This window comes from Acetobacter sp. (genome assembly GCF_047723915.1).
Taxonomy (GTDB): Bacteria; Pseudomonadota; Alphaproteobacteria; order Acetobacterales; family Acetobacteraceae; genus Acetobacter.
This window is the reverse complement of sequence record NZ_JBDOBQ010000005.1, coordinates 1-22,819: the sequence shown is the minus strand read 5'-3', so window position 1 is coordinate 22,819 and position 22,819 is coordinate 1. Positions and strand designations below refer to the sequence as shown.

At 62.1% G+C, this 22,819-nt stretch carries 18 protein-coding genes; 7 read left to right on the top strand and 11 right to left on the bottom strand.

Annotated elements, in window-relative coordinates; all coding sequences use genetic code 11:
- Positions 1-3: 3 nt before the first annotated feature.
- Positions 4-1,533, bottom strand: coding sequence for a leucyl aminopeptidase family protein (locus ABF990_RS04735; RefSeq protein WP_415491208.1), 1,530 nt, complete (start codon positions 1,531-1,533; stop codon positions 4-6).
- Between ABF990_RS04735 and ABF990_RS04730 the strand changes: the two genes are divergently transcribed.
- From ABF990_RS04730 to fdxA, 3 genes are all read left to right on the top strand, one after another.
- Positions 1,532-1,666: a hypothetical protein gene (locus tag ABF990_RS04730; RefSeq protein ID WP_415491206.1), complete on the top strand. Its 135-nt coding sequence runs from the start codon at positions 1,532-1,534 to the stop codon at positions 1,664-1,666. The genes ABF990_RS04735 and ABF990_RS04730 overlap by 2 nt on opposite strands.
- Entirely contained in the window at positions 1,663-4,245 is a 2,583-nt protein-coding gene (locus ABF990_RS04725; protein WP_415499918.1) for a helicase-related protein, read from the top strand. Before ABF990_RS04730 ends, ABF990_RS04725 begins: the two co-directional genes overlap by 4 nt.
- Before the next feature lie 191 nt (positions 4,246-4,436).
- Positions 4,437-4,769, top strand: a complete 333-nt coding sequence (gene fdxA / locus ABF990_RS04720) for a ferredoxin FdxA (protein ID WP_415491204.1) — start codon at positions 4,437-4,439, stop codon at positions 4,767-4,769.
- Positions 4,770-5,183: 414 nt separating this feature from the next.
- On the opposite strand, the gene cyoD is transcribed toward fdxA, so the two are convergent.
- The 5 genes from cyoD to ABF990_RS04695 all read right to left on the bottom strand — a co-directional run bounded on the left by cyoD (position 5,184) and on the right by ABF990_RS04695 (position 10,418).
- On the bottom strand, positions 5,184-5,516 hold the full coding sequence (gene cyoD, locus ABF990_RS04715; RefSeq protein WP_415491203.1) for a cytochrome o ubiquinol oxidase subunit IV: 333 nt from the start codon (positions 5,514-5,516) through the stop codon (positions 5,184-5,186).
- Positions 5,516-6,121, bottom strand: coding sequence for a cytochrome o ubiquinol oxidase subunit III (gene cyoC, locus ABF990_RS04710; protein WP_415491202.1), 606 nt, complete (start codon positions 6,119-6,121; stop codon positions 5,516-5,518). The genes cyoD and cyoC overlap by 1 nt, the downstream gene beginning before the upstream one ends.
- Positions 6,121-8,112: a cytochrome o ubiquinol oxidase subunit I gene (gene cyoB, locus ABF990_RS04705; protein ID WP_415506486.1), complete on the bottom strand. Its 1,992-nt coding sequence runs from the start codon at positions 8,110-8,112 to the stop codon at positions 6,121-6,123. Before cyoB ends, cyoC begins: the two co-directional genes overlap by 1 nt.
- A gap of 5 nt (positions 8,113-8,117) precedes the next feature.
- On the bottom strand, positions 8,118-9,044 hold the full coding sequence (cyoA, locus tag ABF990_RS04700; protein ID WP_415491200.1) for a ubiquinol oxidase subunit II: 927 nt from the start codon (positions 9,042-9,044) through the stop codon (positions 8,118-8,120).
- Between the two features lie 600 nt (positions 9,045-9,644).
- On the bottom strand, positions 9,645-10,418 hold the full coding sequence (locus ABF990_RS04695) for a Bax inhibitor-1/YccA family protein (RefSeq protein WP_415491199.1): 774 nt from the start codon (positions 10,416-10,418) through the stop codon (positions 9,645-9,647).
- A 232-nt stretch (positions 10,419-10,650) separates the two neighbouring features.
- Here ABF990_RS04695 and ABF990_RS04690 point away from each other — a divergent pair, with 232 nt between their 5' ends.
- The 3 genes from ABF990_RS04690 to ABF990_RS04680 all read left to right on the top strand — a co-directional run bounded on the left by ABF990_RS04690 (position 10,651) and on the right by ABF990_RS04680 (position 15,076).
- Positions 10,651-11,196: a hypothetical protein gene (locus ABF990_RS04690; RefSeq protein ID WP_415506485.1), complete on the top strand. Its 546-nt coding sequence runs from the start codon at positions 10,651-10,653 to the stop codon at positions 11,194-11,196.
- 181 nt (positions 11,197-11,377) lie between these two features.
- Positions 11,378-13,609: a PQQ-dependent dehydrogenase, methanol/ethanol family gene (locus tag ABF990_RS04685; protein ID WP_415491197.1), complete on the top strand. Its 2,232-nt coding sequence runs from the start codon at positions 11,378-11,380 to the stop codon at positions 13,607-13,609.
- A 48-nt stretch (positions 13,610-13,657) separates the two neighbouring features.
- Positions 13,658-15,076 (top strand): c-type cytochrome, encoded by a 1,419-nt coding sequence (locus ABF990_RS04680; protein WP_415491196.1) that lies wholly within the window; start codon positions 13,658-13,660, stop codon positions 15,074-15,076.
- A 137-nt stretch (positions 15,077-15,213) separates the two neighbouring features.
- Here ABF990_RS04680 and ABF990_RS04675 read toward each other — a convergent pair whose 3' ends face one another.
- The gene (locus ABF990_RS04675) at positions 15,214-15,459 is read right to left on the bottom strand and encodes a hypothetical protein (protein ID WP_415491195.1); all 246 of its coding nucleotides are present in this window, start codon (positions 15,457-15,459) and stop codon (positions 15,214-15,216) included.
- A gap of 58 nt (positions 15,460-15,517) precedes the next feature.
- Between ABF990_RS04675 and ABF990_RS04670 the strand changes: the two genes are divergently transcribed.
- Positions 15,518-16,108, top strand: a complete 591-nt coding sequence (locus tag ABF990_RS04670; RefSeq protein ID WP_415506484.1) for a uracil-DNA glycosylase family protein — start codon at positions 15,518-15,520, stop codon at positions 16,106-16,108.
- A gap of 362 nt (positions 16,109-16,470) precedes the next feature.
- On the opposite strand, the gene ABF990_RS04665 is transcribed toward ABF990_RS04670, so the two are convergent.
- The 4 genes from ABF990_RS04665 to ABF990_RS04650 all read right to left on the bottom strand — a co-directional run bounded on the left by ABF990_RS04665 (position 16,471) and on the right by ABF990_RS04650 (position 22,704).
- Entirely contained in the window at positions 16,471-18,708 is a 2,238-nt protein-coding gene (locus ABF990_RS04665) for an FUSC family protein (RefSeq protein WP_415492518.1), read from the bottom strand.
- 172 nt (positions 18,709-18,880) lie between these two features.
- Positions 18,881-19,417 (bottom strand): adenine phosphoribosyltransferase, encoded by a 537-nt coding sequence (locus ABF990_RS04660; protein WP_415492517.1) that lies wholly within the window; start codon positions 19,415-19,417, stop codon positions 18,881-18,883.
- 181 nt (positions 19,418-19,598) lie between these two features.
- The gene (locus tag ABF990_RS04655; RefSeq protein WP_415499924.1) at positions 19,599-21,851 is read right to left on the bottom strand and encodes an ATP-binding protein; all 2,253 of its coding nucleotides are present in this window, start codon (positions 21,849-21,851) and stop codon (positions 19,599-19,601) included.
- 178 nt (positions 21,852-22,029) lie between these two features.
- A complete protein-coding gene (locus ABF990_RS04650; RefSeq protein WP_415506513.1) occupies positions 22,030-22,704 on the bottom strand; it encodes a TVP38/TMEM64 family protein in 675 nt (224 codons plus the stop codon).
- Positions 22,705-22,819 lie beyond the last annotated feature (115 nt).

Below are 22,819 nucleotides of genomic sequence, written 5' to 3'. Positions count from 1 at the left end.
ACTTTAAGACACAGGGTCCACCCCAACGCCTAACAGCCTGCACACAGCCCCGAAAGATGCCCGAACCCCAGGAGAATCGCCACCTTCAGGGCGGCCGGGACGGCTGGTATCGTTCCAGGCGTAACTGTCGATATGCACCCAACGCTGATCAGGCTTTACAAAACGCGCAAGAAACAATCCCGCCGTAATGGCCCCGGCCATTGGTCGGGAAGCAATATTGTTCAGGTCCGCTACTGGACTGTCCAGCCATCTGGCGTATCCGGGCCATAGCGGCAGACGCCATAGCGGGTCCGATTCCCGCATGGATACTTCAAGAAAAGTCGCGGCCGTCGCGTCGTCATTGCAGAACAGGGCGGGCAGGTCCGGCCCCAGCGCCACGCGGGCGGCACCGGTCAGGGTCGCGACATCGAGCAGCAGGGCCGGGTCCTGTTCGCAGGCCTCATGCAGCAGGTCGCACAGGACCAGCCGCCCCTCGGCGTCGGTATTGCCGATTTCCACGCTCAGGCCTGCGCGGCTTGTCACCACGTCCAGCGGGCGCATGGCCCGGCCCGAAACACTGTTTTCGACGCAGCCCAGCCGCAGCTCAAGCCGTACGGGCAGGTCGCGCGCCATGACAAGGCGCGCCAGGGCCAGAACGGTGGCGGCCCCGCCCATATCCTTTTTCATGCGCAGCATGCCGCCAGACGGCTTGAGGTCATACCCCCCGCTATCGAAACACACACCCTTGCCCACCAGCGAAAGCAGGGGAGCATCCGCCCCGGCCCCCGAACCCTGCCAGCGCGCCACCACCACACGCGGCCCGCGGTCCGACCCCATGCCGACATGGGCCACCAGCGGATAGGCCCTGGCCAGAGCCGCCCCTTTTACAATATCGACCCGCGCGCCAAAGGGTTCCAGCACGTCGCGGGCCGCCTGCGCCAGGTCGGACGGCCCCAGCAGGTTGGCGGGGGTGTTGATAAGATCGCGCGCCAGCCAGATGGAGCGCGCCTGTTCGACCGCCAGCCCTTCGCTCTCGGCCCGGCTTACGATCAGGCGCGGCCTGCCCGCCGTGGAGCCTGTGTCCCGCAACGGATTTTCTGCGGTGTTTCTGCTTTTCCGGCGCCCGGACCCGGCCCCGGCCGACTTGTCGCCCGATTTCAGGCCATAGCGATAAGCCCCGAGGCAGAACCCCAGAATGACATCGTCGCGCGGGACGTCGTCCGGGGTTTCCACCCGCCAGTCCCCCGCGGGCAGGTCACGCGCCAGCACCCCGAACGCGAACGGGTCACGCGGCAGCTGGTCTTTTTCGGCAATGCCCAGAACGGCCTGCACGCCCCCGTTCTCGCCCGGCACCAGCACAAGCTGGCCCGCCCTGGCCGTAAAACCGCAGCCCTGCGCAAAGGCCGCCGCCTGATCGCCGATCCAGGTTGCCAGCAGGTCACGCTCGGACGGGCGCACGGCATGAACGACATTGGGCATGCCTGCGGGACGCCCATCGGCTGTGGCGGTTTTCTTGCGCCGTGGTGCAACGCTCAGGCAGTCTGGCTCACGCATGGGTACCCTCCCTTTTATCCTGCCCGGCACAGTGCGCCGCGCAACCGGGCAATGCAACGGGGTGGAAACCGGAACAGAAATTCAGGACGACGGCTTGCTTTTCTACCCGGCGCGACAGAGCATGGCGGCATGACGGTTTCCCTGCGCCCGATCTCCACCCCGCCTGCGCGAGACGCCACATGGGTCGCACCCGTAAGGGCCATTTTAGGCCCCACCAATACCGGCAAGACCCATCTGGCCCTGGAACGCATGCTGGCCCATGCATCCGGCGTGATCGGCTTTCCGCTGCGCCTGCTCGCGCGGGAAAATTACGAACGGATGGTACGGCTCAAAGGCGTGCGGGCCGTGGCGCTGATTACGGGGGAGGAAAAAATCATCCCGCCCCAGGCGCGCTGGTTCTCCTGTACGGTGGAGGCCATGCCGATGGACCGGCCGGTCGATTTCGTGGCGGTGGACGAAATCCAGCTCTGCGCCGACCCCGAACGTGGGCATATCTTTACCGACAGGCTGCTCAACGCCCGTGGCCTGGCCGAAACGCTGTTCCTGGGCTCGGACACCATAGCGCCGCTGCTGCGGACCCTGGTGCGCGGGATCGAGATCGAAACCCGGCCCCGCCTGTCAAACCTGACCTGTTCGGGGCATAACCGGCTGTCCCGCCTGCCGCCGCGTTCGGCCATTGTCGCGTTCTCCATGGCCGAGGTGTACGCCATTGCGGAACTGATCCGGCGCAAGCGCGGTGGGTGCGCCGTGGTCATGGGCCAGCTTTCGCCCCGCACACGCAACGCGCAGGTCGCCCTCTACCAGAACAGGGAAGTGGACTATCTGGTGGCGACAGACGCCATTGGCATGGGGCTGAACATGGACATCCACCATGTGGCCTTTGCGGGGATGGCCAAGTTCGACGGGCAGCGCCACCGCCTGCTGAACGCGGCCGAGGTCGCCCAGATCGCGGGCCGGGCCGGGCGCGGCGCGCGCGACGGCACGTTCGGCACCACGGGAGAATGCCCGCCTTTTCCCGAAGCTCTGGTCGAAGCGGTGGAGGAACACCGTTTCGAACCCCTGTCTTTCCTGTGGTGGCGCAATGCCGTGCTGGATTTTGCAACGCCTGCGGCCCTGCATGCCAGCCTGTGCGTCAGGCCGCCTACCGCCTGCCTGCGCCCGGCAGAACCCGCCATGGACATGCAGGTGCTGCGCGCCTTCATGCACGACAGGGCCATAAGCAGCCTTGCCAGCACACCCGAACGCACGCGCCTGATGTGGGAAGTCTGCCAGATACCCGATTTTCGTAAACTGGGAGAAGACAGCCATATCCGCCAGTGCGCGCAGATTTTTACCCTGCTGGTACGGCAGGGCCGCCTGCCGTCCGACTGGCTGCGCACACGCCTGCACGGGCTCGAACAGACCCAGGGCGATATAGAAGCGCTGATGCAGCGCCTGATGGGCATCCGGGTCTGGTCCTATGTCGCGGCCCGCACGGGCTGGGTGGAAGACGCCGAAGAGTGGCAGCGCCACACGCGCCAGCTTGAGGATACACTGTCCGACGCGCTGCATGACCGCCTGACAGCCCGGTTCGTAGACCGGCGCGCCGCAAGCCTGGCCCGGCGGCTGGAAGAGGCCGATGGCAAACCCCTGCTGTCGGCCATGAACCGCCTGGGCGAGATCAGCGTGGAAGGCCATGCGGTGGGCCATATGCGGGGCTTTACCTTTGTCCCCGACCCCGAGGCCGCACGCACCGATCAGGCACTGATCCTGCGCGCCGCGCGCCGTGCCGCACGCGGGGAAATACCCCGCATGGTCGCCCGCTTCCTTCAGGCGGCGGATACGGAGCTGGGCCTGGACCTGCAAAGTGGCGCCCTGCACTGGCAGGACGAGACCATAGGCCAGTTGCGGGCCGGCCCATCGGTGCTGCGGCCCGCAATCGGGGTAAAGGACGCGGAATTTCTCGACGCGATCCAGAAAGAAAAAATCCGCCAGAAACTGGCTGCTTTCGTCACCACCCGGATCCGGCACGATCTGGCACCGCTTTTTCTGGCCGAAGAGGCAACCGCCCCCTACCCCGCCCTGCGCGGGCTGATCCACCGGCTTATGGAACATGGCGGTATTACGCCCTGCCCCGACAGGCCCCATCTGCCCCGGGCGGAAGCAGCGCTGCTGGCACGGCTGCACATTGCCTACGGGCTGGACACGCTGTTCTGCACCCGCCTGCTCAAACCGCACCCCATGGCGTTACGCCGCCTGCTGCTGGCGGTCGATCTGGGGCAGGCCATGCCCGACCTGCCCCCGGCAGGGGCCGTATCCTTTGCCCTGGAAAGCCCCCCGACGGCTGCGGAAAAAAAAGCCTTTCTCAGCCTGGGCTGGGTCTGTGCCGGCAGCTATGCGCTCCGACTCGACAGAGCCGCCGCCGTCAGCCAGGAAATGATCACGCTCGGCGCATCGGGGCCCAGACCCGTGCCCGATGCTCTGGCATCCCGTTTGGGGGTCACGAAAAAAAAACTGCCACTTGTGCTGACAGCATTGGGGGGGCGGGTTCAGGCACCCGTCATGCTGCCGGCAAACCAGCCCGGCCCACCACCACCTTTCATGGTTCTTCCCGCGCAGGCGCAAAAAAAACAGAAAAAAATCCATCCATTTTCGCACACAGCACCCGGACACGGTACCCTGAAAAGCGACAGTCCCTTTGCCGTACTGGCACGGCTGAAAGAACACCGCTAACTGCAGGCCCCACCCCTTACGACACCGCCCGCACCCATGCGAGGGACAGGCTATACCGCTAACGGGTTGCTATTGGGCGAAAAGCCCCTCATATCTGCGCCAACCCTTGTGGCTGGACCTGAAAAACGGTCAGCCCATCTGATCCCACCCGGCATGCATTCCGCAGCCGCCAGATAAATTCGGAGATGGCAATGACCTACGTGGTCACTGAAAACTGCATCCGCTGCAAATTCATGGACTGTGTGGAAGTCTGCCCCGTTGACTGCTTCTACGCTGGTGAGAACTTTCTGGTTATCAACCCGGACGAATGCATTGACTGCGGCGTGTGCGAGCCGGAATGCCCTGCCGAGGCAATTTTCCCCGACAGTGACGACCGCTCTGCGGCCTGGGCGGAAATCAACGCAAAATACTCGACCCAGTGGCCCAACATCACACGCAAAGGCACCCCCCCCGCCGATGCAGAGGAATGGAAAGACAAGCCCGACAAAACCGGCCTGCTCTCTCCCAACCCGCAAAAGGACTAAGTCCTTTTCCACATATGTGGCCTATGACAAATGGCACCGCGCAAGCTGGTGCCATTTTTTTATGCGTCATGCGCGCCTTGCTACCCCTGACCTTGCCCACGCGCCAGCGCACGCACAAACCTGCCGGGTATCGCACGCCACGGCCCAGACAGTGCCGCGGATCTGGCGGGCATGCCCGGTCCGGTAGCGCAGGCAGACAATGCCGGACCGGATCGGAGCGCAGGACACGCCCGCATCCGGCTGCGCTGTTTACGCATCCCAACAGCCGTGCCCCGGACCCAATCACCTGAACCAGAGCCCCGATCGGCTGAACTCCATCCCCCACCAACAGAAAAACCCCGGAGCACGGATGCTCCGGGGTCTTGTCCTGTACCCGTAGGCCAACCCGTTCGGGTCGGCCCCAGCTAAAGCTGATTAACGGGACATCATGTGTGCTGCGGTGTTCGTCATGATGAACACGGTGCCAACGATCAGGATGGCAACGAAGCTCACGGTGAACACAAACGCAATGTTGTTCCAGCGCTGTTCGGAAGAACCGCCCATATGCAGGAAGTAGTGCAGATGCACCAGAACCTGAACAAGAGCCAGCACCGAAAGAGCGCCAAGAGTGCCTGCCGGGGAAAGGCTGTGGGTGGAAACCACAGCAAACGACAGAACAGTCAGGATGACGGCAAGAACAAACCCGATAACGTAAGACGCTACGCTACCATGGCTCTCGCCCGAGGAGGATGTATGAGAAGTGCTCATCAGATCATGCTCGCCAGATAGACATAGGTGAAAACGCAGATCCAGACGATATCCAGGAAGTGCCAGAACAGGCTCAGGCAGGTGAGCTTGTTCATCATGCGTTCCGGAATTTCCGTCGTGCCCATCAGCTGGACGATCAGGGTGACAATCCAGATCAGGCCGCAGGTCACATGCAGACCGTGCGTGGATACGAGCGTGAAGAACGCGGACAGGAACGCACTGCGATCCGGACCGGCGCCGTCAGCGATCATGTGCGCGAATTCACGCACTTCCAGCCCCACGAACCCGAGACCCAGCAGGAATGTGACGCCAAGCCACATGATAACCTTACTGACTTCGGCCTTGTGGGCGGCAATCATGCCAAACCCATAGGTGATGGAAGAGACCAGCAGAAGGGCTGTTTCCAGCGCAAGTCCGCCGAACTCAAACAGTTCGTGGCCGGTCGGACCGCCGTTGAACTGATTGCGCAGGACTGCAAATGCGGCAAAAAGCGTGCCGAAAATAATGCAGTCCGTCATCAGGTAGACCCAGAACCCGAACACCACCGGAGACTCGTGGTGATGTTCGTCGTGGCCGTCGGTCTGAACAGTTGTATTCTGTGCCATTATTCAGCTGCCTGTGCCAACAGTTTACGGGTGTGCTCGTTCTCGATCCGGGCAACCTCTTCGGCGGGGATATAGTAGTCGATATCCTTGTTCGCGCTGCGAGCGATCACGGCGCCAATCACACCGATCAGGCCGACAACAGCAAGCCACCAGATATACCAGACCGCGGCAAAACCGAAGATCAGGGAGAACACGCCAACCGCAAGACCCGAAGCCGTGTTTTTCGGCATATGGATCGCTTCGTAATGCGCACCGGCCTGACGGGTATCGATGCCGTTTTCCTTGTCGTGCATGAACGCATCAAGCGACGTCACGTGGGGGACAATGGCAAAGTTGTAGATCGGCGGCGGGGAAGACGTGGACCATTCCAGCGTACGGCCGTTCCAGGGATCGCCCGTCACGTCGCGGTTTGCAGGAAGGTTGCTGTCACGGATGGAGACGTAAAGCTGCATCAGCTGGCAGGCGATACCCAGCAGGATCAGCACCGCACCCACTTCGGCAATCAGCAGCCAGGGATGCCAGGCCGGATTGTCGTAATGGTTCAGACGACGCGTCATGCCCTGGAAGCCCAGCACATACAGCGGAACGAACGCGATGAAGAAGCCAACCAGCCAGAACCAGAAGGCACGGATGCCCCAGCTTTCGTTCAGCTTGAAGCCCAGCACCTTGGGAGCCCAGAAGTTCATGCCGCAGATGTAACCGAAATACACACCGCCAATAATCACGTTATGGAAGTGGGCAATCAGGAACAGGCTGTTGTGCAGAACGAAGTCAGCGCCCGGGATAGCCATCATAACACCGGTCATACCACCGATGGTGAAGGTCACCATGAAGCCGACAGCCCAGTACATGCAGGCATGGTACTGAATACGGCCCTTATACATGGTGAACAGCCAGTTGAAGAGCTTAACACCGGTCGGGATGGAGATGACCATGGTCGCGATGCCGAAGAAGGCATTCACGTCCGGGCCAGCACCCATGGTGAAGAAGTGATGCACCCACACGACAAAGGACAGCACCATGATGGAGCAGGTCGCGTAAACCATCGTGGCGTAACCGAACAGCGGCTTGCCGGAGAAAGCAGGCACAACTTCGGAGAACACGCCAAAAGCGGGAATGACGAGAATGTAAACTTCCGGATGACCCCAGGCCCAGATCAGGTTCAGGTACATCATCTGGTTGCCGCCGCCGTCATTGGTAAAGAAGTGCATACCAAAATAACGGTCCAGACCCAGCAGGGCGACAGCCACCGTCAGGACGGGGAAGGACACCATGATAAGAATGGAGGAGCAGAATGCCGTCCAGGTGAAGACGGGCATTTTCATCCAGCTCATGCCCGGAGCGCGCATCTTCACGATGGTGACGAAGAAGTTCACACCGGTCAGCAGCGTACCGACACCAGAGATCTGGATCGCCCAGATATAGTAGTCAACGCCAACACCGGGGCTGAACTGCGTTTCGGACAGAGGCGGGTAAGCCAGCCAGCCGCACTGCGAGAATTCACCGATGAACAGGGAGATGTTCACCAGGATGAACGCCACAGCCGTCATCCAGAAGCTCAGGTTGTTCAGGAACGGGAATGCAACGTCACGTGCGCCGATCTGCAGCGGCACGACAAAGTTGAACAGACCGGTCATGAACGCCATGGCCAGGAAGAAGATCATGATCGTCCCGTGAGCCGAGAAGATCTGGTCGTAGTGATGCGGGGGCAGGTAACCGGGGTTACCGGCATAGGCCAGCGCAAGCTGGGTACGCATCATGATGGCGTCCGCGAAGCCGCGGAACAGGGCAACCAGCGCCAGTACGATGTACATGACAGCCAGACGCTTGTGATCGACAGAGGTAAACCACTCTTTCCAGAGATAGCCCCACTTGCCGTAATAGGTGATGAGCCCCAGCACCGCGATACCGACAATGGCCGCGCCGATGAAAGTTCCCACCAGGATCGGCACATCAAACGGGATGGCCGATAAAGATAGTCTCCCTAGCATAGATCCTATTCCTTCATATTCATGTCGGACATCGCGGACTGCTGCACCTGGATCATCTTGCCGGTGCTTTTGTCCATGACCATGCCGTTGTTGTATTTGGCAACGATCGTGTCGAACATGCTGGGTTCAACATGTGCGAAATATTCGACAGGGTTCGCTTCGCTGGGGGCGGCAAGCTTCGGATAGGTTTCCCCGTCCAGCTGTTCGGAAGAGGAACGCACCTTTTCCACCCAGGCATTGAATTCATCACCGCTCATCGCCAGCGTGTGGAACTTCATGTCAGAGAAGCCGCGACCGCTGTAGTTGGCAGATTCGCCCAGGTAATCACCCGGCTCACTGGCCAGCAGATGAAGCTGGGTCTGCATGCCCGCCATAGCGTAAATCATGGAACCAAGACGTGGGATGAAGAACGAGTTCATCACGGAATCAGAGGTGATATCGAAATCAACCGGCGTGTTCACCGGAATAGCCAGCTGGTTGACCGTGGCAACACCCTGTTCCGGGTAGATGAAGAGCCATTTCCAGTCGAGAGCCACCACCTGCACATGAAGCGGCTTGGTGTTGGCTTCAGCCTCGAGCGGCTTGTAGGGGTCCAGAGAATGACATGTCTGGTAGGTGATCACTGCCAGGAACAGAATGATCAGAGACGGAACGCCCCAGATCACCACTTCAATCGTGTTGGAGTGGCTCCATTTCGGCAGATATTCGGCGCTGGTGTTGGACTGGCGGTACTGCCAGGCAAAAACCAGTGTCAAAATAATGGTCGGAACCACAACGATCAGCATTGCGATTGTGGAGGTGGCAATCAGAGATTTAACCCCCTCCCCCACCGGGCCTTTCGGGTCCAGAACGTCCAGTTCGCACCCGGCAAGCAGCAACGCTGACGATAGGCCGCCCAATCGCGCCATTCTCGCCAGTAACTTGTTTTTCATCGCACGCCTCTTGGTTCTGACATCAACTTAGCCTCGTAAAGACTCTTGCCCTGCTGCCATAGAAGCCTAGCAACAGCAAGAAAAACCGCGCTCCGGCTTGTGTCGCGGCCAGTCTGTTCCGCACACAGTCCCGGCTCACCCCATAGGGGGGAAAACAGGGGCTGTCCACGCAGCAACGGTCTACAACATGAGGCGGAAACGCCATGGAGAGCACTTTATGCCCAACGGGCGGGATTCTCAAACGGCATAAAGGTTTCATCTGCCTTTCATCACAATCGGTTAGCCGCTTTGACTCGGCCCCAAGCCCTTTTTTTAGGCACGCGAATTGCTCTGGACGGACATCACGCACTATTACAAATTATTTCTGCGTTTCGAATAATGGCAAAATTTGGCCTTAATTATCATATCGTTAGCGCGCGGATTGCGGCTCACATTCCTGTTACATCATAAAAAAAACGCTATCAGGACCGTTTTGCTCCCTATTCTGGCTGAACATACCGGCATTCGGTCTGAACATGTCTTCAGGGCACAAAAAAACCCGGTCCTCTCAGACCGGGTTTTCGTTCGAACCGGGAAATATCCCGCAGGTGCATGTCGGCATCAGTCGCCGGAATTGCGCACACCCATGAACTGCAGAAGGAACTGAAACAGGTTGATGAAGTTCAGATAGAGGCTGAGCGCATCATAGACGCTGCGCTTGGCGGTCATTTCCGGGCCTTCATACGCGGCAAGCTGCGTGTAGGTGACCTTGATACGCTGGGCGTCGAACGCGCTGAACGCCGTGAAAATGACCACACCGACGATGCTATATATATAGTACACCGTGGGGCTCTTGAGAAACAGGTTCACCAATCCCGCGATCACCAGACCGAACAGCCCCATCATCAGGAACGAGCCGAAGCGCAGCAGGTTGGCCTTGGTCACATAACCCCAAAGAGAGGTGGCCGCGAACATGCAGGCCGTGACAAGAAAGACCCGCACGATGGACGTGTCGGTGTAAATGACGAAAATGCTGGCCAGACTGGCACCCATGGCCGTGCAGAACGCCCAGAACAGCCCCTGAGCCCCCTGGAGAGAAAGCCGGTTGATACCGAAGGACATGACCAGCACGAACACCAGCGGCGACAGCATGGCCAGATCGCCCAGCAGCGTCGGACGCGGCAGCGGACCAGCCGCTGTGTCCACCACCTGGAAAAACAGACCGCCCAGGGACGTGTTGGCAATGGCGTACGCGACAAGACCGGTCAGCAGCAGGCCGGAGGCCATCCAGTTATAGACGCGTAGCATATAGGCGCGCAGCCCCGCATCGATACTGGCCTGGGCATTCCAGTTCGTAGCCGTGACGGGGGAACGGTAGTCGCCACTAAACGACATGATCTTACACTCCTTGTCCGGGCTTGCCGGCTTGCTTTATAATTGGGGTTGCTCTGCCTTTTCGTCAAGGGTGGCACGCATGCCGCACAATCCCGCCCTTTGTTCCCCGGGCGCGACAGACCTGTTCGACAGGCCGGCAGGCCCGACCCGGATATGCCTTTTCGCACCCGACAGACCGCGACCGGATACCCGAACCATGTTCCTGATTGCCGGTATAACTCTCCCGCCCGAGATGAGTTTCTTTTTCCAGACCGTCCAGGGGCTGTTTCCGACCAAGGCGTGGCACCGCGTGCCATATCTTCATGTGCCGCTGGTGCCGCTGGGCAGGGCCGATACCCCTTTTGTTCTTGAAGAACTTGATCTTTCCCTTCTGTCCGTGCGCCTGCGCGAGCCGGTGGTGCTGCACCATACGGGTTACACGATCGTACAGCGGCGGAACCGAATCATGCTTGAGGCGTTATTCGACCCCGCCGGAATTGATCACCTTTCCGTGAAAATACGCCAGGCAGGGCGCCGTGCGGGACTGCCCGGCGGACCGGTCTGCACGCCTTTCGGCGCCGCTCTGGCAGACGTTACAACAGTCAGCGCGGAGGATGTCAGTCTGTGGCTCGGCATCCATCGTCAACTCTGCCCGCAGAGAGAGGAAATCTATAATTTTACCGTATTCAGCACCCAAAAAACCGAATACGGCCCCGGTGTAGAGGCCGAGACTCACTACCCGTTCACGCCCTATTCCCCACCGCCGCAGACCGAGTCCGAGGGGTTTGCCCCGTGGTGAGAACACCCCTTTCGTGAGCACGGAAATCGAGCCTACCACTCTGTAATAACAGAAAGTTATCCGCCAGAAATGGGGCAGCCATTCACGACACGTGATTGACATCGCACACCGGCGTTGGCTCATGTGTTTGAAACCGGACCACCGGCTTTTTTTCCTCAATACTAGTCGAGGACATGAACGCATGACCCGCCCCGCCTCCACCAAGAGACGTTCGCTGCTAGGATTTCTCGCGGCTGGAACCATTTGCGCTGCTGCCTTGCCGTATACCGCAGTTTCCGCCCATGCCGCAGGGCAGGGTGATACGGGAGAGGCTATCATCCACGCGGATGAGCACCCCGAAAACTGGCTGTCCTACGGCCGCACCTACATGGAACAGCGGTACAGCCCGCTGGACCAGATCAACCGGTCCAATGTCGGCCACCTGAAACTGGCTTGGTATTTCAACCTGGACTCCAACCGCGGCCAGGAAGGTACGCCTCTGGTTGTCGACGGCATCATGTATGCCACGACCAACTGGTCCAAGATGAAAGCCCTGGACGCAGCCACCGGCAAGCTGATCTGGGAATACGACCCCAAGGTGCCCGGCAACATTGCCGACAAGGGCTGCTGCGACACCGTGAACCGCGGCGCGGGTTACTGGAACGGCAAGGTCTTCTTCGGTACGTTTGACGGCCGCATGATCGCCCTGGACGCCAAGACCGGCAAGAAGGTCTGGGAAGTCAACACCATTCCCGCCGATGCCTCCCTGGGCAAGCAGCGTTCCTACACCGTGGACGGCGCAGTGCGCGTGGCCAAAGGCCTGGTGCTGATCGGCAATGGCGGCTCCGAGTTCGGTGCGCGCGGCTTTGTCTCCGCCTTCGATGCGGAAACCGGCAAGCTGAAATGGCGCTTCTACACGGTTCCGAACAACAAGAACGAGCCTGATCACGCCGCGTCCGACAATATCCTGATGACCAAGGCCTACAAGACCTGGAGCCCCACCGGCGCGTGGGTCCGTCAGGGCGGCGGCGGCACGGTCTGGGATTCCATTGTCTATGACCCCGTGGCCGATCTGGTCTATCTGGGCGTGGGCAACGGTTCGCCCTGGAACTACAAGTACCGCTCCGACGGGATCGGCTCCAACCTCTTCCTGGGCAGCATTGTCGCCGTCAAGCCGGAAACCGGCGAATACGTGTGGCATTTCCAGGAAACGCCGATGGACCAGTGGGACTACACCTCTGTCCAGCAGATCATGACGCTTGACATGCCGGTCAACGGTGAAATGCGCCATGTGATCGTCCACGCGCCCAAGAACGGCTTCCTGTACGTTCTGGACGCCAAGACCGGCGAATTCATTTCCGGCAAGAACTACACGTATGAAAACTGGGCCAGCGGTCTCGACCCGCTGACAGGCCGCCCGGTCTTCAAGCCTGAAGGTCTGTGGACCCTGAACGGCAATTTCTGGTACGGCATCCCCGGTCCTCTGGGCGCGCATAACTTCATGGCTATGGCGTACAGCCCGAAGACGCACCTGATCTACCTGCCCGCGCACCAGATCCCGTTCGGCTACAAGAACCAGCCCGGCGGCTTCAAGGCGCATCCTGACTCCTGGAACCTGGGTCTGGACATGACCAAGAACGGTCTGCCCGACACGCCCGAAGCGCGTACCGCCTACATGAAGGACCTGCACGGCGAAACGCTGGCATGGGACCCCGTGAAGATGGAAACCGTGTGGAAGATCGACCACAAGGGCCCGTGGAACGGCGGCGTTCTCGCCACCGGCGGCGACCTTCTGTTCCAGGGCCTCGCCAATGGCGAATTCCACGCCTACGACGCGACCAACGGCACCGATCTTTACAAGTTCAACGCCCAGAGCGGCATTATCGCATCACCGATCACCTACAGCGTGAACGGCAAGCAGTATGTCGCGGTCGAAGTGGGCTGGGGCGGTATCTACCCGATTTCCATGGGTGGCATGGGCCGGACCTCGGGCTGGACGGTCAACCACTCCTACATCGCGGTGTTCTCGCTCGACGGAAAGAGCCAGCTCCCCTCAATGAACGAACTGGGCTTCCTGCCAGTCAAGCCGCCTGAGCAGTACGACAGCAAGGTGGTCGATAACGGCTACTTCCAGTACGAGACCTACTGCCAGACCTGTCACGGCGACAACGCGGAAGGTGCGGGCGTTCTGCCAGACCTGCGCTGGTCCGGTTCCATCCGCCACCAGGACGCGTTCTACAACGTGGTCGGTCGCGGCGCGCTCACGGCTTACGGCATGGATCGCTTCGACACCAGCATGAAGCCTGACGAGATCGAGGCAATCCGCCAGTTCCTCATCAAACGGGCGAACGAGACCTATCAGCGTGAAGTGGAGGCCCGCAAGAATGACAGGGGGGTTCCCACAAATCCGACACTCGGCATTACGCCCCAGTAATCCGGCAGTCATGACGTCATTCGGCTCACAAGCGATACAGTGGTAAAAATGATGATGAACAGACTCAAGGCCGCTCTGGGAGCGGTCACTGTCGGGCTTCTGGCAGGAACGTCCCTTGCTCATGCGCAAGGGGCGGACGAAGACCTGATCAAAAAGGGTGAATACGTGGCACGGCTGGGCGACTGCGTAGCCTGCCATACCGCCCTGAACGGTCAAAAATTTGCAGGCGGGCTGTCGATCAAGACCCCCATCGGCACGATCTATTCCACCAACATCACGCCAGATCCCACATACGGGATCGGCACCTACACGCTCCAGGAATTTGACTCCGCCGTACGTCGTGGCGTGAAGAAGGACGGCAGCACGCTTTACCCGGCGATGCCCTACCCCTCCTTCGCGCGCATGTCGGAAGACGACATCAAGGCCCTGTATGCATATTTCATGCATGGCGTGGCCCCCGTCGCCCAGAAAAACCGCGACGAGGATATCACCTGGCCGCTGTCCATGCGCTGGCCGCTGGCAATCTGGCGTTCGGTCTTTGCTCCGGCCCCCAAGGCTTTCACACCTGCGCCGGGCACCGAGCCCGATATTGCCCGGGGTGAATACCTGGTGACGGGTGCGGGCCATTGCGGCGCGTGTCATACACCGCGTGGCCTGGGCATGCAGGAAAAGGCGCTCGACGCTTCTGGCGGGGCCGACTTCCTGGCCGGTGGCGGCGTGATCGACAACTGGATCGCGCCCAGCCTGCGGAACGACCCCGTGGTGGGGATTGGCCGCTGGTCGGAAGACGACCTGTACCAGTTCCTGAAATCGGGCCGCACGGATCATTCCGCCGTGTTCGGTGGCATGGCCGACGTGGTGAGCTGGAGCACCCAGTACTTCACCGATGCCGACCTGCACTCCATTGCCAAATACCTCAAGGCTCTGCCGCCGGTACCGCCGGCACGCGGGGACTACACCTACGATGCCTCCACCGCGCAGACGCTGGATTCCGGTAACGTAGCGGGCAATGCCGGGGCGAAGATCTATGTGGAACAGTGCTCGGCCTGTCACCGTAACGATGGTGGCGGTGTGGCGCGCATGTTCCCGCCGCTGGCCGGGAACTCGGTTGTCGTGACCGACAATCCGACTTCGGTTGCGCATATCATCGTCGCGGGTGGCGTGCTGCCTCCCACCAACTGGGCACCGTCCGCCGTGGCCATGCCGGCTTACAAGCGCTTCCTGTCCGACCAGCAGATTGCCGATGTGGTGAACTTCATCCGCTCGGCCTGGGGCAACAAGGCGCCTGCCAACGTGACGGCGGCCGATATCCAGAAGCTTCGTCTGGACAACGCACCGATCCCGACCGCGGGCTGGGCTAACGCCACGTCCCAGACGGCGACCTGGGGCCTGTTCATGCCGCAGCCTTACGGTGCCGGCTGGACCTTCGCACCCCAGACCCATGTGGGTGTGGATGCGGCCCAGTAAGCAAAGCCAATGGGGCGCTTAGAGCCCCATGGCTGACCGGCCCGCCCTGGCGGGCCCGGTCCACAGGGTTGAAAAACACCGTGGCGGCAACGCCACGGTGTTTTTTTATGCCTGACACCCAATGGCTCATGCCGGGATCAATGCCGGGCTACGGGTACCAGCCCGACTGCGTTGCCACCCTGCTCAGACCCTGTGGACTCAGAAAAACACCACGAACGGGCAAGCACCCCGGCCCACAACCCGAACCCGGACAGCAGCCGAACCTCTTTCCAGCCCAGACCGGTTCCGCCAGCCCCACGCGGGCAGGTGCTGCTTCGGCCTGTCCCTATCCCCTTCATGCCATTGCGGGAGCGGGCCTTCGGGGTCATATCAGAAGGCGTCATGCCATCGTCCCTCCCCCAGCCGCGGGCACACCCGGCCCCGTCCTGCCCCACACAACAGGTGTCGGGTCCGCAGGACGATCTTCAGCCTCTTGTCGATGCCATTCGCGCCTGTTCGGCCTGCGCACACAAGCTGCCACTGGGGCCAAGACCGGTTCTGCATGTCTCGCCACGTGCACGTCTGCTGATCGCAAGCCAGGCTCCCGGCACCCGGGTGCATGAAACCGGCATTTCGTTTAACGATGCCTCCGGCGACCGGCTGCGCACATGGCTGGGCATGAGCCGGGAGGAGTTTTACGATACGGACCGTGTGGCCCTTGTGCCGATGGCCTTCTGTTATCCCGGCGTGCTGCCCAAAGGAGGCGACCGCCCTCCTCCGCCCGAATGTGCCGCCCTGTGGCGCGACCGGCTGCTGGCCCGGCTGCCCGCCATACGCCTGACCCTGCTCGTGGGCTCCTACGCCCAGAACCATGTGCTGGGTAAGGGGCCGGTGTTTGACCGGACCCTGAATTTCCAGCAGTTTTTACCCGACTATTTTCCCCTGCCGCACCCGTCCTGGCGAACCGGACAGTGGGAACGCGCAACCCCCGCTTTCGGGCAGGTCGTGCTGCCGGCCCTCAGGCACGAAATTGACCGCGCCCTGAACGGCTGACATCTGATCCGCACCAACAGCATGCGCCCCCGATACCCTTTGCGGCCCCGGAATCATGAGACCACCGGTCGCGACAGGGGCTTGGGCTTGGGCTTGGGCTTGGGCTTGGGCTTGGGCTTGGGCTTGGGCTTGGGCGGCTATCTCAAAAGAACGCCTGCATAAAAAGCCCAGAAAACCCTTCGGGGACCGCCTTTTTCCAAAACGAGGTGACAGTCCCCAGCGCGTCTGCACCCTTGCTGGAGCTTGCACAGGCAGCGTTTTTGCAGTCACCTCCCCACCAGATAGCCCTGCCCCACCTGTTACCCCGTCTGCCACCCCGCAGGTGAAAAAGACGGAGTACAAGGGGTATATATGCTGCCCTTTCAGGTAAAGGCCTTGTCCAGATAGGGGGTGGAGGCATCGAAAAAGAGTCTGTTTTCGCGCAGTTCGGTTTCTATCACCCGCAAGCTGGCCAGGGCGCTCAGCATTTCCTCACGCACCGAAAGATTGGTCTCCGCCTGTTCGCGCCGGATCAGGTAGCGCACGGCAAGGCCGGCGGCACGGGCCGTACGGCCGTACTGGCCCCCGTACCGGCCCGAAAAACGCTGCATGCGCGACATCATGACCTCGATGGCCCGCATGGCGTCCTGCGGCAGGACATGACGGGCAAGAATGGCTTTAAGGCGCAGCAGGTTGATTTCGATCGTCATGGCCGACAGAACGCCCCCAAGGTAGCGTTCCAGCACATAGGGCTTGCCATCGGCCGCAGCCGTCGTGGACAGGCGGACAAAAGCTTCGACATTGCGGCCGATCACCTCCGTCATGGGCACGGCCACGCGCGGCCGGGCCAGACGGCGCAGGCGGCGCAGGATATCCACCCGCATGTCCCACCGCAGGCCGTCCGGGTCCACGGGCAGGAAGACGCGGTACATCCACATACAGAACGCAATGGAAAGAAAAAGCGGCAAAGCGGTGTTGAAATACATGACCTCGTTCATGCGGGCCTGATTATCCGGCCCGAGCAGAATGGGCAGAAACAGGTTGTACGCCACCGCCGCCAGCGCCAGAGGTGGCCAGGCAAAGGCCATGCCCCCCACCAGCATGGGCACGGCCAGGGTCATGGCCAGCATTTCGTACACTGTGGGCTGGGCGATCACCCACAGGTCAAGCAGGCAGCACATGCCGATCACGAAGATGGTGCCGCGCAAAAACGCCTGTGTGGCCAGGGCCGGCTGCTCCAGCGTGGAGAACAGCGCGCAGATGATGGCGGCAAACATCATGAAGGTCAGCCCGTCGGACCAGCCTGTCGCGATCCAGACCAGACCGGACACGAATATGGTAACCGACGCCCGCAGGCTGTTGACGAAAGCCATGCGCCAGTCGCGGTAGCTGCGCATGGGGTAGCGGAACGTATCGTGCGGCTGGGGGGTGCGGCTCATCTGGAACTGTTCGATCGCCAGTTGCAGTTCGTCGAGCAACGCCCCGAGCTTGTGCAGCAGTTCTCCCTGCCGTGAAAGCCGTGTTTCGGCCACCAGATCGACCGGCGGATGGGTGGCGGCAATCATTTCCTGCTCAAGGCAGGTGGCGGCCAGTTGCCGGCAGGTCGCGCGCAGTGTGGTCAGCTCGGCCATGACGGGCGCCAGCGACTGGTCCTCCTGCCCCAGCCTGCCAGGCAGGCCCTGCAGGAAATCCTGCACGCCTGCCGCCACCCGCAGGTAGTCCGCGCCAAGGCTGAGCGGCACGTCAACCAGTGCGCCAAGATCCAGCCCGCGCGACATCAGCACCGTAATGGCCGCAAGGGCCGCACGGGCATGATCGCCTTCATGCTGGTGCTTGCCCATTTCAATTTCCGCGAATTCGACCTGGTCGCTCAGGGACGCGATGGTGGAAAACACCTCGGGCGAGGACAGGATCGCCCGCCTTTCTCCTGCGACAAGGCGCTTGAGCGTGGGCACGGCGCTGCGGAGCGCCTCAATGAAATTGGTCGCCAGCCTGTTTCTGGCCCGGGTGCCAAGCTGGTACTGGAACAGGGAGGACACCGTGGTTTCCACAACAATGCCCAGCGTGATGTAGGTGGCACGCGCCATGGCGATATGGAAAATCTGGTCAGGTGCGGCGGCCCCGTCCAACGCGATGATGGCGTAGGTGAACCCCGACGCCCGCATGCCATGAATACGGTAGTTGGTCATGGTGGCGGGGCCGGGCAGCAGCGTGCCTATGAAACAGAACGAGCCAATGCCCACCGCCACCCAGAAAATATACAGCAGGGGCGACTGCGGCATGACGCCCACAAGCACAAAGGCGCAGACAATGCCGAACACCATGCCGAACATGTGCCAGCGCGCCTTGGCAATGGATTTGCCGCGCGTGCCCTGCGCCACCATCCAGACCGTAAGGGCCGCCCATTGCGGGCTGCCCAACTGCCACCACAGGGCAATGCCAAGTGCGATGAGAGAGGCAAAGGTCGTGCGCAGCGCATAACCGAAGGACAGCAGGTCCGGGGCGAACAGCCAGCGCAGGTGGTCGAGCCTGCGTGGCGGCCCACCGCCAAGGAGCGCCTGCCTGGCAATAATCCCGACCGAACGGCACAACGCGCCTGTGCGAAGAACGGCCTCTTTCATGGGCCTGCCTGCGCAACCGGTCTGGTCTGGAATACTGCCATACGCTTCTTTACCTCAAGGGCGTGCAAAAGCGTATTCACGGCTTGTATACCCTGTTCTGCGCCCACCGCCCCGAGCGGGAGAAGAACGGGTAAAATGGGGCCAGCAGGCGGGCCCCACCGCCCGAACCCTGTCAGTCCTCGTAGGACAGCAATGTGGTGACGGGAATGCCGTCCATCCTGTCGCGGCCACCAAGCCCGGTCAGTTCCACCAGCACGGACGCGGCCACGACTTCGGCCCCGGCCTTGCGCAGCAGGGTGGCCGAAGCCGACAGCGTGCCGCCGGTCGCCAGCAGGTCGTCCATGATCACGACGCGCTGGCCGGGGCTTACCGCGTCTTCCTGGATTTCGAGCGTATCGCTCCCGTATTCCAGGTCATAGGTATGGGACACGGTGCGACCCGGCAGCTTGCCCTTCTTGCGCAGCATCAGCATGCCGCATCCCAGCCGGTCGGCCAGTGGGGCCGCCGTCAGGAACCCGCGCGATTCCACCGCCGCCAGAATATCGGGCTTGAAAGGCGCAACTTGGCGGGCAAGACGGCCCATGGCCATCTGCCAGGCATCGGGGTTCCGCATCAGGGTGGAAATATCGTAAAACAATATGCCTGGCTTGGGAAAATCCGGAATATGGCGGATATAGGCTTTAAGATCTATGTCCTGTTGTGCCGTCATGATGCTGTACAATCCTTCCTGCCCGCGCGCCCTGCCGGGTTGCTGATGGCCGCCCCCATACAGGGTACGTGCATGTTTTACCTTATGGTCCCGCTCTATCCCGCGACGCGGCGTTCGGCAAGGGCCGCGCCATTTGCCGGGCAGGGCCTGCAAGCTGCCCGACCGGCCCCCAAAGCCGCCGCTAACTGCCCGCGCGCGTGCTCAGGGCGTTTGTCACGGCCTCCATCAGCCCGTCGCGCCGGAAAGGCTTGGCCAGCAGGCTCGCCCCGTTGACCCCCGCGCGCGGCGGCGGGGAATCCGCCGTCAACTCACCTGACATATATACCACCGCCAGCCCCGGGTACCGCTCCACCAGCACGCGCGACAGGGTAACCCCGTCAAGCGGGCCGGGAAGCTGGATGTCGGTCACAAGCAGGTCGAGCGGACCTTCCACACTGGCTGCGACATCGAACGCCTGTTCGCCGTCTCCGGCCTCGAGCGCGCGGTGCCCGGCCATGCCCAGAATGGTCACGACAATATCGCGAATAACCGCGTCGTCCTCCACCACCAGAACCTGAAGACTGCGTTCGGGCTTTCTGGCGACGGGGGGTGTGGGCCGGGTCTCCGCCACGGGCGGGGTGGGGGCTTCCACCTCCGGCAGGGCGATCGCACGGGGCAGCCAGAGAGAAACCTCGGTGCCGCTGCCGCGCCCTGTAGCCACCACCACACGGCCGTTCACCTGCTGCGAAAAGGCCAGAACCATGGCCATGCCCAGCCCCGTGCCAGCCCCTTCGCGCTTGGTGGTGAAGAACGGCTCGAACAGGCGGGCCAGCACGTCCCGCGTCATGCCGAAACCGCTGTCGATCACGTCCAGCCGCACCCAGTCGCCCGCAGGCAGGGGTGTCGTATCGGACACCACACGCATGTTGCGTCCACCTTCGACCGGCAGGCTCATGAGGTCGGAATTGACCGAGAACGTGACGTTACGCGCCACAATACGCAGGCTCCCGCCCGAGGGCATGGCGTCGCGCGCGTTGATGGCAAGGTTGAGCACCGCGCTTTCCAGCTGCGCGGGGTCCACCCGCACCGGCCACACGTCCCCCACATGATCGCATTCGACCACAATGCGCGGCCCGATCACGCGCCCCAGCAACCCGCCGAGGAAGGAGAACAGGTCGGACAGGTACAGGCAGTCGGGCGCGCCGGACTGCCTGCGCATGAAGGACAGGAGCTGGCCGGTCAGCGCTTCGGACCGGCGGCCGGCATGGGCGGCGGCGGACAGATATTCCTGCCGCTGTTCCACCTGGTCGTCCTGGTCATGTTCGGCCGCCAGTTCCAGGTTGCCCAGAATGACGGTCAGCAGGTTCTTGAAGTCATGGGCGATACCCGCCGTCAACTGCCCCAGAGCGCGCAGCTTCTGGGCTTCGCCCAGGGCGCGCTCGCTGCGCAGGCGCATGGTGATGTCGGCTGCGGTAAGAACAAAGCCCCGGCGGTCCATGGGGCCGTCGGGGGCGAAAAACACGGTGCGGCACAGTTCCAGGTCAGCCCCGTTGGTGCCCTTGCATTCCACGACCACGGGTGCATCGGGCTGCGGCTTGGCCAGACTGGCCTCGATATGTTCGAGCGGTTCCAGCAGGGCCACGCCTTCCACCATCAGAACCGAACTGAGCGTGTCATACGGCAGGCCAGTGCGCAGGAAGTCCTTGTCCAGCCCCAGTACCACGGCAAGCTGTTCGTTCCAGTGCCACAGGCGGCCATCCGCCCCGAACACCGCAACCCCCATGCTCAGGCTGTCCAGCGTGGCACGCAGCCTGAGCGCCAGATCGCGGGAGGACGCCTCGGCCCGGGCCGCCACGACGGAGGACCGGTCCAGCACCCAGCCAGCCGAAACCAGACTGAACACACCCGTCAGGATTCCAAGCAGGGCCAGCCTGCGCTGCCAGCTTGTGTTGCGCAGCATGTTGGCCACGCGGTCCGCCTGGTCCATGGTGCTGACACGGCTGAGCACGGACAGATTCTGGTCAAGGCTTGCCAGCACCTGCGCCCCGCCGGCGGGCATGGCGTCCACATGGGCGGGCCATGCGGCAATGGCGGCAAGCTGTTTCTCGACGGTCTTGAGCGGTTCGACACGGCCACCCTGTTCGCGCGCTTCCACGGCCCGGAACGATTCGAACTGCCTGCCACCGTCTGAAAGCTGCTGGATAGCCTGTTCGTAACAGGTCGCGTCTTCGGGCAGATGCTGGGCAAGCCACGCATAATGGCAGATGCGCGCGTCACTTGTCGCATGGTGCAGGCCGCGCAGGAACGTGCCCGCCGCAGTGCTCTGGCGGTCCATGTCGCCGTGGCGCGCCATTTCATTGCCAAGCTCGATGCCCATCGCCCCGAAGGTCACGATCAGCAGGCCAGCCCCGATAAGAGCCAGAACATGAGCCCATCTTGCGGGATGCCGTGGCATGTCAGACATGCTCCTTCCTGTCCGCCGTCATCAGGACCGCATCCGGTTTTTCCGTCAAGGTCATACAGCGCATACGCGCCTCCTTACTGTCGCGGACCTTCCCCGCCAGGCGTCCGGAAAACAGCGATCATTCCTGCCTGTTTCGCCAACATACCATTGGCGCCATGCAAAGGCGAGGCTAGCTGTGCGCAGGCCCCACACGGCTGTATCGCCACAGCCACAGCCCTACCCCGGCCGAAAGCGCAAACAGCGCCCCCCCCGCGCCAAACTGCCACGCGGCCCCCACCCGCACGCCCGAACCCAGCAGAACCGCAATCAGGTTCTGGGGCAGCGCGCCCAGAACGGTTGCCGCGACAAAGGGCCACACCCCGACACCCGACAGACCGCCCAGCAGGTTCAGCAGCAGGGCGGACCCCACCGGCAGCAGGCGCAGCGTCAGGATGCTGAGAAAAGGGCGCTGCGTCAGCAGCGTATCGATCCGGGCAAAGCGGTTGCCAAGGCGCTCCTGCGCCCAGGCCCTGCCCCCCCAGCGTGCCCAGAAAAACCCCCCAAGGCACCCCAGGGTAGAAACCACGGTAATGGCGGCCAGGCCGCCCCACACGCCATAAGCCAGCCCCGTGGCAAAGCCCGCCACCTGCCGGGGCAGGCCGACCGCGCACCACAGCATGGCTCCTGCCAGAAAAACCACATGGCCAGACACGCCGCGCCGGGCCATATCCGTACTGTCCAGCATATGGTGCAGGAATGGCATGTGCCGCAACCACACAGCCCCCGCCACAAGCACAAGCAGCATGATGAGCGGGCGGGCCAGCGAAAGCACCGGCCGGGCAGGCGGGGGAGAGGCAGGTTCCATCCCGCCTGCTGGTACCATCTTCTTGCAGCGCGCCGCAAGCTGGCTGTAAACCCCAACAGCAACACACCGCCCACCCCTGCGCACCCCCCGTGCGCCAACCGCCACAACCCCGAAG

Coding starts and splice junctions, on each gene's coding strand:
- ABF990_RS04680 (WP_415491196.1), top strand. CDS start 13,658: ATGATGATGAACAGACTCAAGGCCGCTCTGGGAGCGGTCACTGTCGGG.
- ABF990_RS04730 (WP_415491206.1), top strand. CDS start 1,532: ATGGGTACCCTCCCTTTTATCCTGCCCGGCACAGTGCGCCGCGCAACC.
- ABF990_RS04735 (WP_415491208.1), bottom strand. CDS start 1,533: ATGCGTGAGCCAGACTGCCTGAGCGTTGCACCACGGCGCAAGAAAACC.
- fdxA (WP_415491204.1), top strand. CDS start 4,437: ATGACCTACGTGGTCACTGAAAACTGCATCCGCTGCAAATTCATGGAC.
- ABF990_RS04660 (WP_415492517.1), bottom strand. CDS start 19,417: ATGACGGCACAACAGGACATAGATCTTAAAGCCTATATCCGCCATATT.
- cyoB (WP_415506486.1), bottom strand. CDS start 8,112: ATGCTAGGGAGACTATCTTTATCGGCCATCCCGTTTGATGTGCCGATC.
- cyoC (WP_415491202.1), bottom strand. CDS start 6,121: ATGGCACAGAATACAACTGTTCAGACCGACGGCCACGACGAACATCAC.
- ABF990_RS04675 (WP_415491195.1), bottom strand. CDS start 15,459: ATGACGCCTTCTGATATGACCCCGAAGGCCCGCTCCCGCAATGGCATG.
- ABF990_RS04650 (WP_415506513.1), bottom strand. CDS start 22,704: ATGGAACCTGCCTCTCCCCCGCCTGCCCGGCCGGTGCTTTCGCTGGCC.
- ABF990_RS04725 (WP_415499918.1), top strand. CDS start 1,663: ATGACGGTTTCCCTGCGCCCGATCTCCACCCCGCCTGCGCGAGACGCC.
- ABF990_RS04695 (WP_415491199.1), bottom strand. CDS start 10,418: ATGTCGTTTAGTGGCGACTACCGTTCCCCCGTCACGGCTACGAACTGG.
- ABF990_RS04665 (WP_415492518.1), bottom strand. CDS start 18,708: ATGAAAGAGGCCGTTCTTCGCACAGGCGCGTTGTGCCGTTCGGTCGGG.
- cyoD (WP_415491203.1), bottom strand. CDS start 5,516: ATGAGCACTTCTCATACATCCTCCTCGGGCGAGAGCCATGGTAGCGTA.
- ABF990_RS04655 (WP_415499924.1), bottom strand. CDS start 21,851: ATGCCACGGCATCCCGCAAGATGGGCTCATGTTCTGGCTCTTATCGGG.
- ABF990_RS04690 (WP_415506485.1), top strand. CDS start 10,651: ATGAGTTTCTTTTTCCAGACCGTCCAGGGGCTGTTTCCGACCAAGGCG.
- ABF990_RS04685 (WP_415491197.1), top strand. CDS start 11,378: ATGACCCGCCCCGCCTCCACCAAGAGACGTTCGCTGCTAGGATTTCTC.
- cyoA (WP_415491200.1), bottom strand. CDS start 9,044: ATGAAAAACAAGTTACTGGCGAGAATGGCGCGATTGGGCGGCCTATCG.